At 72.1% G+C, this 13,263-nt stretch carries 12 protein-coding genes; 8 read left to right on the top strand and 4 right to left on the bottom strand.

Translation table 11 applies throughout. The features are described from left to right. Positions 1–97: 97 nt before the first annotated feature. Both BM314_RS17955 and bioB read left to right on the top strand, forming a co-directional pair. Positions 98–1,213, top strand: coding sequence for a methyl-accepting chemotaxis protein (locus BM314_RS17955; protein WP_280142565.1), 1,116 nt, complete (start codon positions 98–100; stop codon positions 1,211–1,213). A gap of 31 nt (positions 1,214–1,244) precedes the next feature. Next, positions 1,245–2,258 (top strand): biotin synthase BioB, encoded by a 1,014-nt coding sequence (gene bioB / locus BM314_RS17950; protein WP_020090825.1) that lies wholly within the window; start codon positions 1,245–1,247, stop codon positions 2,256–2,258. A 35-nt stretch (positions 2,259–2,293) separates the two neighbouring features. Here the strand turns inward: bioB and BM314_RS17945 are convergent, their stop codons facing one another. The 4 genes from BM314_RS17945 to mnmA all read right to left on the bottom strand — a co-directional run bounded on the left by BM314_RS17945 (position 2,294) and on the right by mnmA (position 6,625). Beyond that, on the bottom strand, positions 2,294–3,781 hold the full coding sequence (locus tag BM314_RS17945; protein ID WP_091979320.1) for a sensor histidine kinase: 1,488 nt from the start codon (positions 3,779–3,781) through the stop codon (positions 2,294–2,296). A 210-nt stretch (positions 3,782–3,991) separates the two neighbouring features. Continuing rightward, positions 3,992–4,795, bottom strand: a complete 804-nt coding sequence (locus BM314_RS17940) for a TVP38/TMEM64 family protein (protein ID WP_091979318.1) — start codon at positions 4,793–4,795, stop codon at positions 3,992–3,994. Further along, positions 4,792–5,445, bottom strand: coding sequence for a class I SAM-dependent methyltransferase (locus tag BM314_RS17935; RefSeq protein WP_056531444.1), 654 nt, complete (start codon positions 5,443–5,445; stop codon positions 4,792–4,794). Before BM314_RS17935 ends, BM314_RS17940 begins: the two co-directional genes overlap by 4 nt. Before the next feature lie 25 nt (positions 5,446–5,470). After that, positions 5,471–6,625, bottom strand: a complete 1,155-nt coding sequence (mnmA, locus tag BM314_RS17930) for a tRNA 2-thiouridine(34) synthase MnmA (protein ID WP_091979316.1) — start codon at positions 6,623–6,625, stop codon at positions 5,471–5,473. Positions 6,626–6,864: 239 nt separating this feature from the next. Here mnmA and BM314_RS17925 point away from each other — a divergent pair, with 239 nt between their 5' ends. The 6 genes from BM314_RS17925 to BM314_RS17900 all read left to right on the top strand — a co-directional run bounded on the left by BM314_RS17925 (position 6,865) and on the right by BM314_RS17900 (position 13,257). Beyond that, positions 6,865–8,421: a flagellar hook-length control protein FliK gene (locus tag BM314_RS17925; protein ID WP_091979314.1), complete on the top strand. Its 1,557-nt coding sequence runs from the start codon at positions 6,865–6,867 to the stop codon at positions 8,419–8,421. A gap of 89 nt (positions 8,422–8,510) precedes the next feature. Beyond that, the gene (locus BM314_RS17920; protein ID WP_020090831.1) at positions 8,511–9,197 is read left to right on the top strand and encodes a flagellar hook assembly protein FlgD; all 687 of its coding nucleotides are present in this window, start codon (positions 8,511–8,513) and stop codon (positions 9,195–9,197) included. 91 nt (positions 9,198–9,288) lie between these two features. Continuing rightward, on the top strand, positions 9,289–9,564 hold the full coding sequence (locus BM314_RS17915; protein ID WP_007569077.1) for a CtrA inhibitor SciP: 276 nt from the start codon (positions 9,289–9,291) through the stop codon (positions 9,562–9,564). A 369-nt stretch (positions 9,565–9,933) separates the two neighbouring features. Beyond that, positions 9,934–11,565 carry a flagellar basal-body MS-ring/collar protein FliF gene (gene fliF / locus BM314_RS17910; RefSeq protein WP_091979312.1) on the top strand — a complete coding sequence of 544 codons (1,632 nt, stop codon included), beginning with the start codon at positions 9,934–9,936 and terminating at the stop codon, positions 11,563–11,565. A 25-nt stretch (positions 11,566–11,590) separates the two neighbouring features. After that, entirely contained in the window at positions 11,591–12,649 is a 1,059-nt protein-coding gene (gene fliG, locus BM314_RS17905) for a flagellar motor switch protein FliG (protein ID WP_020090834.1), read from the top strand. Next, a complete protein-coding gene (locus BM314_RS17900; RefSeq protein ID WP_091979309.1) occupies positions 12,646–13,257 on the top strand; it encodes a FliH/SctL family protein in 612 nt (203 codons plus the stop codon). Before fliG ends, BM314_RS17900 begins: the two co-directional genes overlap by 4 nt. The last annotated feature ends 6 nt before the right edge of the window (positions 13,258–13,263 follow it).

The following is a 13,263-nucleotide window of genomic DNA, read 5'->3' as shown; positions in this document are numbered from 1 at the left end:
TTGATTTTAGTATTGTAAGTTATATCGCCGGCCTTGATCGGTTAAGACTGTATTATATTATAGCTGTAAAATGCCCGCCTCGTCGATCGGGCCCGGCATGAGTGCGAAAACTGATTTCCCCAATGGCCGGACCTCCGGATCGGAGTCCGAGCCGCCGACGCTCAGGTCGATCGAGATCCTGGCCGATGCCGTCAAGCAGGCGGCGCAGGAGAAGACCGGCCGGATCCGGCGGATCACGGCGCAGACCAAGATCCTCGCCCTCAACGCGCTCATCGAGGCCGCGCGGGCCGGAGATGAGGGACGCGGCTTCGCGGTCGTCGCCCAGGAAGTGCGCGCCCTCGGCGAATCCGTGGACGTCATCGCCGGCGAGCTGGAGCTTCACCTGTCCGGCCGCATCGTCGAGCTGCAGCGCACCGTCGAGACGATGGCGGGCCGCGTCCAGGGAGAACGCCTGGTCGATCTCGCGCTCAACGCGGTCGAGCTGATCGATCGCAACCTCTACGAGCGGACCTGCGACGTGCGCTGGTGGGCGACCGACGCCGCCGTCGTCGCCTGCGCGGCCGATCCCGGCCCGGCCGCGGCGGCCTTCGCGGGCGACCGCCTCGGCATCATCCTCTCGGCCTACACGGTCTATCTCGATCTCTGGATCTGCGGCCTGGACGGCCGCATCCTCGCGACCGGCCGCGCCGACCGCTACCCCGGACTGCAGGGCCGGAGCGTCGCGGGGGAAGCGTGGTTCCGGGAGGCGCTCGCCCTGGAGAGCGGCGACGCCTTCGTCTGCGTCGACGTGCGGCAGGAGGATGCGCTGGGCGGCGCGCAGGTCGCCACCTACGCGGCGAGCGTGCGGGCGGGCGGTCAGGCGACCGGCGCACCTCTCGGCGTCCTGGCGATCCACTTCGACTGGGCACCGCAGGCCCACGCCATCGTTTCGGGGATCCGGGTCGCGCCGGAAGATCGAGGGCGCACCCGCGCCCTGCTGGTCGATGCCGGCGGCCGGGTGCTGGCCGCCTCGGATCAGGTCGGTCTCCTGACCGAGCGGGTCTCCTGCCGGATGGACGGCGAGACGAGCGGAGTCGTGCGGGATCCGCGGTCGGGCACGGTCACGGCGTACCATCGGACACCGGGATACGAGACCTATCGCGGGCTGGGCTGGTACGGCATGATCGTCCAGACCGACCCCTCGGTCGGAGGATCGGGCGCGAGGCCCGCTTGATTTCTGTCCGCCGATCCGGCTCAAACACCGCATGAGCGCGACTTCCCTCCCCGGTTCCCAGCAGCCCGACCTCGGCGACATCCGCCACGACTGGAGCGTGGCGGAGATCCGCGCGATCCACGACCTGCCGCTGATGGACCTCGTGTTCCGGGCCGCGCAGGTGCACCGCCGGCACAACGACCCCGCCGACATCCAGCGGGCCTCGCTCCTGTCGATCAAGACCGGCGGCTGCCCGGAGGATTGCGCCTACTGCCCGCAATCGGCCCATCACAAGGGCGCGGGCGTCGCGCGCGAGCGGCTGATGCCCGTGGAGACGGTGCTGGCCGAGGCGGCCGCCGCCAAGGCCGCCGGCGCCCAGCGCTTCTGCATGGGCGCCGCGTGGCGCCAGCCGAAGGACGGCCCGGAATTCGACGCGGTGCTCGCCATGGTGCGCGGCGTGCGCGGCCTCGGCATGGAGGCCTGCGTGACGCTCGGCATGCTCACGCCCTCGCAGGCCGGACGCCTCGCCGAGGCGGGGCTGACCTCCTACAACCACAACCTCGATACCGGGCCGGATTTCTACGAGGACATCATCTCCACCCGCACCTACGACGAGCGCCTGCAGACCCTCGCGAACGTCCGCGAGGCCGGGATCGGCGTGTGCTGCGGCGGTATCGTCGGGATGGGCGAAGGTGTCACCGACCGCGCCGCGATGCTTCAGGTTCTGTCCAACCACGCTCCCCACCCGGAGAGCGTGCCGATCAACGCCCTCGTGGCGGTGCCCGGCACCCCGCTGGAGGACCAGCCGGCGGTCGATCCGTTCGATCTCGTGCGCATGTGCGCCACGGCGCGGATCGTGATGCCGCGCTCCCGCGTGCGGCTCAGCGCCGGCCGCAAGAGCCTCACTCGCGAGGCCCAAGTGCTGTGCTTCCTCGCCGGCGCCAACTCGATCTTCTACGGCGAGCGGCTGCTCACCACCGCCAATAACGGGCAGGACGACGACGCGGCGCTGCTGGCCGATCTCGGCATCCGGGTCGGGGAGCCCGTCCGGGCCGCGGCCGAGTAGCGGCAGCGGGGCACCATCTCGCGGGTCCGGTCCCGTCAGCCCTCCGGCAGCACGATCCGGAAGCGCGCGCCGCTCAGCCCCTCGGCCTCGCAATCGTCGAGGGTGAGGGTGCCGCCGTTGATCCCGATCAGCTCGGCGGCGATCGGCAGCCCGAGGCCCGTGCCACCGGACCGCATGGATCCCTGGAACGGCGCGAACAGGTTCTCCCGCGCGCGCGCCGGGAGACCGGGACCGTTATCGGCGACCAGGATCGTGACCCGGCCCGGTGCCGCGCGGGCAGCGACCACGCTCACGGCGGCCTCCGGCACGGCCGCCCCGTCCAGCGCCTGCACGGCATTGCGCACGAGGTTGGCCAGCGCCCGCCCGAGCTGCTCCGGATCGGCCTGCACGGAGAGATCGCCCGCCGCGACCTGGACGCTGACCGGATGCGCCGCCAGCGCGGCGAGATCCGGAAGTTCCGCGAAGACCGGTGCCAGCGGCGTGCTGGTGAGGAGCGGCGCGCGCTCGGAGACGCGCCCGTAGGCGAGGGTCGCCTCGCAGAAGCGGATCGCGCGGGCCAGCGTCCCGACGAGGCGGGGGGCCACGCGCTGCACGGTCGGATCCTCGGTGCCCTCCAGGCGGTCACCCAGGAGCTGCGCGCCGGTGAGCAGGTTACGCAGCTCGTGGCTGATCTTGCTGACCGCGAGACCGAGTTCGGCGAGCCGCCGCTTCTGCCGGAGCTGGTCGGCGAGACTGCGCTGCATCCGCCCGAGCGCCCGCTCGGCCTGGCCGATCTCGTCGCTGCGGCGGGACGGCGCGATGATTCGCCCGGCATCCTCCGGATCGTCCGCGAAGGCCGTGATGCTGGTGGCGAGCCGCCGCACCGGCCGCACGATCAGCACCTGCAGCACAACGAAGACGAGGCCGGCCGCGGCGGCCGCGATGATCAGCGACGAGACCAGCAGGCGCAGCGCGTAGTCGATCATGGCGGTGCGCAGCGGCGCCTCGTCGAGCAGGATCTCGACGCGGTCGAAGCCGATGCCGCCCTCCCCGACCACGCGGATCGGCTCGTGGACCGGCGCCACGAGGGTGCGCCACGCGCCCCGGATCGCCGACAGGGCCGTGACGTCGCGCAGGTCGACGGTGTCGGCGACCTGCTCGGGCATGGGCTCGATGGCGAGCAGCCGCTGGGCGCCGCCCCCGCGGACGGCGATGGCGCGGGCGTTCACGCCGGCCAGGAGCCGGCTCTCGAGCGGCTCGGAGACCGGCTCGCCGGTCCGCCCGTCGAGCACCAGAGCGGCGACCTGCGCGGCCGCCAGGCGGTCGGACATCCATTCGATCCGGTAATTGGCCACCGCCGGCACGTAGGTCAGCACCTCGGCCACCACCACGAACGCGACGGTGACGAGGAACAGGCGCCCGGACAGGCCGAGGCGCGCGGTGCGCCGCTCGGGGACGTCGCGGGCCGGTGCGGGCGCCGGCGTCGCCGGTGCCTCGGCCTGATGGGACTCTAGGGACACGCCGGTCACGCTCCGCGCCGGCATCGCGGATGAGGATCGGCGGAGAGAGGATTGAGAAAGCTCGAGCCGGGTTCGGCCTTCGCGGGATACATGTTCGCAAGCCACAGATTCGCAGGCGGGAATACAGGCTCCCGGCGGCGAGCACTATACGATATCCCCCTCCAAGCGGTGGCACGCGCCCTCAGACACCGAAAAACACAGCCGGCGGCGGATCGCGCGTCTCGGCTGCGCATCTCAGCCGCGTCGGGCGCGGCGGCTCAGCAGCATGCTGACCAGGGCGAAGACGGCCAGCATCGCGAGACCTGCAACCATCTTGGGCGTGACCAGGGCGCGCAAGGTCAGGGCCTGGTCGCAGCCGCCCGCCCCCGTCGCGAGGCAGGCGGCCCTGGCGGCCTCGTGGGCGGCGACGACGTCCTCGATGCCCGCGCCCGTGGTGGCGTACACGACCGCGCCCGGCAGCAGCCCCAGGAACGTCGCGAGCACGAAGACCCGCATCTTCACCCCGAAGGCGGCGGGCGCGAGGTTGGTCACCCAGAACGGGAACAGCGGCAGGAGGCGGAGCACCGCGATGTAGCCGAAGGCGTCGCGCCGGAAGCCCTCGGCCAGCCCGGCCAGGCGCGTGCCGCCCATGCGCCGCAGCAGATCGGCGCCGGGCCCGCGGCCGATCGCGAACACGATGGCCGCCCCGGTCGTGGCCGCACAGACCGCGGTGAGCGCCCCCGGCACGATGCCGAACAGGAAGCCGCAGACGATCGTGAGGATCAGCGTGGCCGGTACCGACACGACGACGGCCCCGACATAGAGGCAGTAGGCCGCGACCAGCGCGCGGAGATACCCGGCCTCGACGAAGCCGCGCAGCCAGAGGCGGGACGCGAGCAGGCGGTCGAGGCTGAGGAGTTGCGCGGCTCCCGAGACCAGGACCACCGCCGACACCGTCAGGAGCAGCGCCAGCGGGAGCCAGCGCCGCAGGCGCTTCCAGCGCCCCTCGCGGTTCTCGACGCGGCCTTCGGCGACGGGGGCGTTGCCGGTCTCGCTCACCCGGGCTTGCGCATCCGCAGGATCTTGAAGAACCCGCCCGGGAAGGTCGGCTTCAACCCCAGGACCTCGACGCCGTTGCGCCGCGCCCAGGCCTCGATCCGCGTCGCCTTGAAGTCCGACGACCAACCGATCTTCGTGCAGAGCGGCGCCACGACCTCCTCGACCCGGGCCAGAGGGCCGTCGCTCTGGCCGAAATGGTTGGCGAGGACGATGCCGCCGCCCGGGCGCACCACCCGCAGGAACTCCGACATCGCGGCCTCGGGATCGGGCACCAGGGTGATCAGGAACTGGGCCACGACGGCGTCGAAGCTCGCGTCGGCGTAGCCGAGGTGGCAGACGTCCATCACTTGGAGGCCCTTCACGTGGGCCAGGTTCCGGCGCCGGACCTTGGCGCGGGCGCGCTTGAGCATGTCCTCGGAGAGGTCGACGCCGCAGACGAAGCTGGCCTTCGGATAGTAGCCCAGCGCCAGCCCGGTGCCGACGCCGGCCTCCAGGATCCGCGGCCCATGCTCGGCCGCCGCCTCGACGGCGGCGCGGGCCGCGGGCTCGGTGAGCTTGTCGTAGACCACGTCGTAGACGGGGGCCCAGCGGGCATAGGCCTTGCGCATCAGGGCCGTGCTCGGCCCGGCCATCTGCGGCTCGCTCAGCATCGTTCGAAGGTTCCAGAGGTTGAGATCAGGCGGCCTCGCGGGGCCGGGCCGACAACGCGTCGACACGCCGGATGGTGCCGCCGCCCAGGACCCGGGCCCGGGGGCCGTCATCCGCGTAGATCGCGCAGGCCTGGCCCGGCGACACGCCGTCCTCGGGCTCGGCGAGCACGACCTCGGCCGCGCCGTCCGGCCCGACCGTCAGCGTCGCCGGGCGCGGCGGACGGGTCGAGCGCACGCGGACCGCCACCGGCAGGTCGCGCACGGCCGCCACCGGCCCCTCGCCGAGCCAGTTGAGGTCCGAGAGGCGGATCCGGGTCGTGGCCAGCGCCGTGCGCGGCCCGACCACAACGCGGGCCGAGTCCGGCTCCAGCCGCACGACGTAGAGCGGCTCGGGCCCGGACAGGCCGAGGCCCTTCCGCTGGCCCACCGTGTAATGCACGATCCCGTCGTGCCGGCCGAGGACGTGGCCGGCGAGGTCGACGATCTCGCCGGGCCGCGCCGCGTCGGGGCGCAGACGCGCGATCACGTCGCTGTAGCGGCCCTGCGGCACGAAGCAGATGTCCTGGCTGTCCGGCTTCTCGGCGAGGGACAGGCCGAGATCCTTCGCGAGCGCGCGGGTCTCGGTCTTCTCCAGCTCGCCCAGGGGAAAGCGCAGGAAGTCCAGCTGCTCCGCCGTGGTCGCGTAGAGGAAGTAGCTCTGGTCACGGGCGGGATCGAGGGCGCGGTGGAGCGCGCGGCCGCCGCCCGGGAGCGCCCGGCTGGCCACGTAGTGGCCGGTGGCGAGCGCGTCGGCGTCGAGGTCGCGGGCGAGGCCCAGCAGGTCGCGGAACTTCACCGTGCGGTTGCACTCGACACAGGGGATCGGCGTCTCGCCCGCGAGGTAGCTCTCGGCGAACTTCTCGATGACTTCGTCGCGGAAGCGATCCTCGTAGTCGAGGACGTAGTGCGGGATGCCGAGATGCTCCGCCGCCGCCCGGGCGTCGTGGATGTCCTGGCCGGCGCAGCACGCTCCCTTGCGGTGACTCGCCGCGCCGTGGTCGTAGAGCTGGAGCGTGACGCCGACCACGTCGAAGCCCTGCCGCTTCAGCAGGCCCGCGACCACGGAGGAATCGACGCCGCCCGACATGGCGACGACGACGCGCGTCTCGTGGGGGGCTTTGGGAAGATCGAGGGCGTTCATCGCGAGGGTCCGCAGCCGCCGGCCCGGAAGCTCCCTGGCTGCACGGGCCGTCTATAGCGGGACTTCGCCCGGCTTTCCAGGGCAGCGAGATCGGACACTCGGCAGATCCTGCCGGGCGGGCGGCAGCTTCGATCAGGTCCGACCCACGTGCTGCAAGCAGAGAACGAGATTTTTCAGAGACTTATCCGGCCGGCACGGTGGCGCGCGCCTTGCTGCTGTGCGGCCCAGAGGAGTCCGGAATGGCGAGCGGCGCGGCGGATCGTTTGGATGTCACCACGTGGATTCCATCCGCGCGGAACGCGCAGGCGCAGCGTTCGGGCTGGGAGGCCGCGGGCGTGGCGGCCCGCGCCGGCAATTCCGCGCAGGACCGCTTCGGCGCCGCCCTGAGCGCGGCCCAGGCCCGCGACGACGCCGCGACGGCGCGGGCCCGCGCCGCCGATCAGCGCGACGTCGCCGCCTCGGCCCGCGCCCGTCAGGCCGACCTGCGCGATCAGGCCGACGCCGCGCGGCTGGCCGGCGACCGCGCCCGGGATGCGGCGCTTCAGACCGAGGCCCGGGTCGCGGACAAGAGGGTCAGCCTCGCCAAGCCGGCGGATGCGCCGGCCTCGGCCGCGCGGGCCGAGGGACCGCCCTCCGCCGCGGGCGCGCGCGCCGAGGCTCCGAAGGCGGTCGCGGCGCGCACCGCCGAGACCGGCCGGACGGGAGCCGCCGGGCAGCAGGATTCCGAGGCCGTCGCGGCCGGGCAGGATCCGGCCGCCGAGGCGGCAGGCACCACAGGCCCCAAGGCCGACGCGGCGGTGCCGCCGCAGAAGGCCGAGCCCGCCGCGCAGCCCGCGGCCTCGGGGCCGTCCGCCTCCCTGCTGGCCCTCATCGCCGCGCTGTCCGAGGGGGGCGGCGCGACCGGGACGGTCAAGACCGAGGCCGAGGCTGAGACGGATGCGGGTACCGGCACGGCACCAGCGCAGGACGGCTCGGCGGCTCTCTCCGGAACCGGCGCAGCCGCGGGCCCTTCCGGCACGAACGCTCAGGGCGGCGACCGCGCGGCCGGGGCCGTCCCCAGCATCGCCGGTACTGCTCCGGCATCGGCGGGCGCCGGTCACGAACCCGGCAAAGTCGGACCGGGCAGCGTCCCGATCGACGGCCTGACGGCCGGCGGCGCGGCGGCCGCGACGTCCGATGCGGCGGCCCAGGATTTCCTCACCGCCCTGACCGACGTTGGCCAGGGCGCAGGTCCGCTTCAGACGCTGCCCGCGGCGGCGCAGGGTGCTCCGGCGCCGCCCGCGACATCCGGCCAGGCCGTGGACACGACGCGCGCCGCCCAGGAGACCGCCGCGCCGACGCAGACCGCGTCGCTCCAGACCGACCCACCCATCCCGATCGGCCAAGTGCCGATGACCATCGGCCTGAGGTCGCTGCGCGGATCCAACGAGTTCCAGATCCGGCTCGACCCGGCCGAGCTCGGGCGCATCGACGTCAAGCTGGAGATCGACAAGGCGCACGGCCGCGTCATGACCCACTTGGTGGTCGATCGGCCCGAGACCCTCGCGCTGCTCCAGCGCGACGCCGGCCAGCTGCAGCAGGCGCTGACCCAGGCCGGCTTCGATCCCTCGGCCGGCGGGATCAACCTGTCGCTGCGGGGCGACGGAAGCGCCCAGAGCGGCGGCAGCGGCGGTCAGCCGGGCGATTCCCCGCGCGGGGGCGGCACGGGCTGGTCGCGCGATCAGGCGGAAGCCCCGCACGAGGTCGCCCCGATCCGCGTCCTGCGCGGCTACGGCGGCCTCGACATGAGGATCTAGGCGGTGCGCGCGGCGCCCGCATCGCGGACCCACACAGACACGACGCGCATCCGGCCCCTGCGCCAGGACGCGGCACAGGAGAGATCAGCATGACGAGCGGTATATCGAGCCTGACGAGCACGACGAACACGACGGGCTCGTCCACGAGCAGCAGCGGCAACGCCACCGAGATCGCCAGCAACTTCACGCAGTTCCTGACGCTGCTGACCACGCAGCTCAAGAACCAGAACCCCCTCGACCCGATGGACACCAACCAGTTCACGCAGCAGCTGGTGCAGTTCGCCGGCGTCGAGCAGCAGCTCAAGACCAACGACCGCCTCGACAGCATCCTGAGCGCCTCGCAATCGGCGAGCTCGGCCTCGGCCACGAGCTACATCGGGAAGACCGTGTCGGCCGACGGCAGCGCCTCGCAGCTGTCCGGCGGCTCCGCCTCCTGGACGCTGAACCCGGCCCGGGCCGCCTCGAAGGCGGTGATCACGGTCCTGGATTCGAAGAGCAACGTCGTGGCCACGCAGACCACCGCGCTCAATGCCGGCAGCCAGACCTACACGTGGAACGGCAAGACCTCGGCCGGCCTGACCGCGCCCGACGGGAACTACTCGATCAAGGTGGCGGCCACGGATGCCACCGGCTCGAGCGTTTCGGTCGATACGAGCCTGACGGGCACGGTCGACGAGGTCGATCTCAGCGGAACGTCGCCGGTGCTGGTGATCGGTTCGCAGCGCGTGCCGCTGTCCAGCGTCCAGACCATCGGGTTGTCCACAAGTGGCACTTAACGAATCACATCCGAGTGACTCGCTTCAACATCTCTTAAGCGGGCACAAGTACCTTCAATGCTCGACAGGTCAGTCGAGTGTAGAGCGTATCATGACCGAACCGAGCCGCCCGAGAGTGAAGTACGTGATCGGGCCCGACGGCAGCCCCCTGACGATCGCGGACCTTCCGCCCCCGAGCACCCGTCGCTGGGTGATCCGGCGCAAGGCCGAGGTCGTGGCCGCGGTGCGCGGCGGTCTCCTCAGCCTGGAGGAGGCGTGCAAGCGCTACACGCTGACCACAGAGGAATTCCTCAGCTGGCAGTTCTCCATCGACCAGCACGGCCTCGCCGGCCTGCGGACGACCCGGATCCAGCACTACCGTCACTGATCCGCGGCGCCCGTGCCGGGCGCCCCTATCCCGGGACGCCGCCGGCGCTTCCGGGTCTCATCGAGGCCGCGGGTGCCGGACCCGGCGCGTCGGCGACTCTGGTCGAGGGACCCGCTTCGCGGCCCCGGACCGACGCGAAGGCCACCCGCCCGCAGCGACGACCTCAGACGGCGCCGAGGGGCTGGCCCGGTCGAATCCGAGGACTCACGAAGCCGCGTCCGGACCCCGGGCGCGGCTTCGGTCGTTCCGGCGCCCGCATCCGAGCCCGCGGGACGCCCCCGCATTAACGACCCGCTAACCACGACCTGGGCAATTTCTGCCGAGCGGGCCGCCGGGGTCCGCCAGCGTTAGAGTGCAGCGAATCCTCCCGTGAAGCCGGTTCTCGATCTCGTCACGAAGTTCGGACCGGCCCGAATCGCCGCCATGGCGGCGGTGACGCTGACGCTCATCGGCTTCTTCGCCTTCATCATCCTGCGGGTCTCGCGCCCCGACATGGGCGTGCTGTTCTCCGACCTGTCGATGCAGGACTCGGCCTCCGTGGTCCGGGAGCTGGACAGCCGCGGCATCCGCTACGAGACGCGGGGCGATGCCGGGCAGACGATCCTGGCCCCCCGCCCGGACCTCGCCAAGCTGCGCATGGACCTCGCCGGCAAGGGCCTGCCGACCCAGGGCGGCGTCGGCTACGAGATCTTCGACAAGGGCGACGCGTTCTCGTCCACCAACTTCGTTCAGAACGTGAACCACCTGCGCGCCCTGGAGGGCGAACTGGCGCGCTCCATTCGGGCGATCGGGCGGGTCCAGGCGGCCCGCGTCCATCTCGTGCTGCCGGAGCGCCGCCTGTTCGAGCGGGACCGGGAGAGCCCGAGCGCGGCGATCGTGCTGAAGCTGATGGGCGATCTCGATTCCGGGCAGGTCCGGGCGATCCGCCATCTCGTGGCCTCCGCGGTGGAGGGCCTCAAGCCCGAACGGATCTCGATCGTCGATGAGCGCGGCCGGCTTCTGGCCGACGGCGCCCGGGACGCCGCGGCCGACGTCGCCGGCGGGTTCGAGGACCGGCAGGTCGGCCTCGAACGGCGCCTGCGCGGCCAGATCGAGGACGTCGTCGCCGGCATCGTCGGCCCGGGCCGGGCCCGCGTCCAGGTCAACGCGGAACTCGACCTCAACCGGGTCGAGAGCCGCTCCGAGACCTTCGATCCCGAGAGCCGGGTCGTGCGCTCCGCCCAGACCCGCACCGAATCGGCGGTCACCGGCAATGCCGAGGGACAGGTCAGCGTCGGCAACGAGTTGCCCGGCGCCAATGGCGGCGACAAGACGCCGACGCCCAAGGACGCGACCAACAAGAACGAGGAAACCACCAACTACGAGATCTCTCGGGTCACCAAGACCGAGATCGCCGAGAGCGGCCGGATCAAGCGCCTGTCGGTCGCCGTGGTGCTCGACGGCGTCTACGCCACCGCCCCAGACGGCAAGCAGACCTACAGCCCGCGCACGCCCGCCGAGATCGAGAGGATCACCGCGCTGGTGCGCGGCGCCGTCGGCTTCGACAAGGCCCGCGGCGACCAGATCGAGGTGGTGAACCTGCGCTTCGCGGAGGCGCCGAGCGTGCCGCAATTCACCGAGCCCACGCTGATCCAGTCGCTGCTCGCCCCCACCAAGGAGGACGTGCTGCGCATGGCCGAGCTCGCCGTCCTGGCGCTGCTGACGCTCATCGTCCTGCTCACGGTGGTCCGCCCCCTGGTGCGCCAAGTGCTCGCGCCGGTCCCGGATGCCCCGGTCCTGACGGCGTCCGGAATCGCGCTCCCCGGCGACGCCGCCGCGGTCGCGGGTCCGGGCCAGACCGTGACGGTCATCGACCGCGACAACCCGACCGCGCGGCTGATGGAGTTCGCCAAGATCAACGGCCAGGTCCAGGCCGAGACGGTCCAGCGCGTGGTCGACATGGTCCGGGCGAGCCCGTCCGAGACCGTCGAGGTGCTGCGCACCTGGATCCAGGAAGAGTGAAGCGTAGGGCGTCGAGGGCAACACGATGGCGGCAGGTGCGGCACTGGGTCTGGCGAACACGCTGGCGACGGCGGGCGGCGATTCGTTCGCGTCGATGCCCGGTCCGCAGCGCGCCGCCGCGCTCCTGCTGATGCTCGGGGAGGAGGAAGGCGCCCCGATCTGGCAGATGCTCGAGGAGGAGGAGATCAAGAAGGTCAGCGCCGCCATGGTCCAGCTCGGCACGCTGGAGGCGCAGACCGTCGAGAAGCTCATCATCGAGTTCGTGACCAAGCTCGGCAACAGCGGCGGCATCTCGTCGAACTTCGAGCGGACCGAGGCGCTGCTCCTCAAGATCTTCCCCAGCGATCAGGTCTCGCTGATCATGGCGGAGATCAAGGGCGCGTCGGGCAAGCGCGTCTGGGCCTCGATCGCCCAGGTCGACCCGGAGATCCTCGCGTCGTTCCTGCGCAACGAGTACCCGCAGACGGTGGCGGTGGTGCTGTCGCGGGTGCGCGCCGACTACGCGGCCAAGGTGCTCACCATCCTGCCGGAGGACTTCGCCATCGACGTCCTCAACCGGATGCTGCGCATGGAGACGGTGCAGAAGGAGGCGCTGCGCCACATCGAGGAGACGCTGCGGGTCGAGTTCGTGTCGACCATCGCCCAGACCCAGCGCCGCGACGCCCACGAGATGATGGCCGACGTGTTCAACGCCTTCGACCGGCAGACGGAGGGCCGCTTCCTCGCCGCCCTCGACCAGGCGAACCGCGGCTCGGCCAAGCGGATCCGCGAGCTGATGTTCACCTTCGAGGACCTGCTGAAGCTCGATCCGGGCAGCGTCCAGACTCTGCTGCGCAGCATCGACAACGAGACCCTGTGCCGCGCGCTCAAGGGCGCCAACGAGCCGACCCGCGGCTTCTTCCTGAGGCAGATGTCGACCCGCGCGGCCAAGAACCTCACGGACGAGATGGCCTCGCTCGGGCCGGTCCGCCTCAAGGAGGTGGATGAGGCGCAGGCCAAGATGACCGAGATCGCCAAGGACCTCGCCGAGAAGGGCGAGATCATGATCGCCAAGAATAGCGCCGAGGAGGAGCTGGTCTATTGAGCGCCCAATCCGCCCGGAGCGCGAAGCCGTTCCTGTTCGAGACCGACTTCCGCAGCGGCCGCCCCAGCGCCGAGGCCCTGCGCGCCGCCGAGACCGCGGCCCGCTCCGAGGCCGAGGCCCATGCCCGCGGCATGCAGGAGGGCCGGGTCCAGGCCGAGGCGCAGGTCCAGGGCCGGCTCGCCGACGCCATGACCCGCCTGGCGCTCGCCGCCGCGGGCCTGATCGCACAGGCCGACGCGCGCGACGCCGAGCGCGAGGCGCAGGCGGTCGAGGTGGCGATGCTGATCGCCCGCAAGGTCGCGGGCGACGCCCTCGACGCCGCCCCGCTCGCCGGCATCGGCGAGGCGGCCCGGACGGCGCTCCAGCACCTGCGCGGCGTGCCGCACTTGGTGGTGCGGGTGCACGACGGCCTGGTCGAGGAGGCCGAGACCCTGGTGAAGCGCCTCGCGCGCGAGCGCGGCTACGAGGGCCGGCTCGTGGTGCTGGGCGACCCCGACATGGCGGCGGGCGACGCCCGCATCGAGTGGGCGGACGGCGGCATCGTTCGGGAGCGCGCCCGCATCGAGGCGACGGTGCTCGACGCCCTCGGCCTGCCGACGGGCCTGTGAGGAGAT

Origin of the sequence: Methylobacterium sp. 13MFTsu3.1M2 (assembly GCF_900112625.1) — a bacterium.
GTDB lineage: Bacteria > Pseudomonadota > Alphaproteobacteria > Rhizobiales > Beijerinckiaceae > Methylobacterium.
This window is presented reverse-complemented; position numbering and strand designations above follow the sequence as displayed.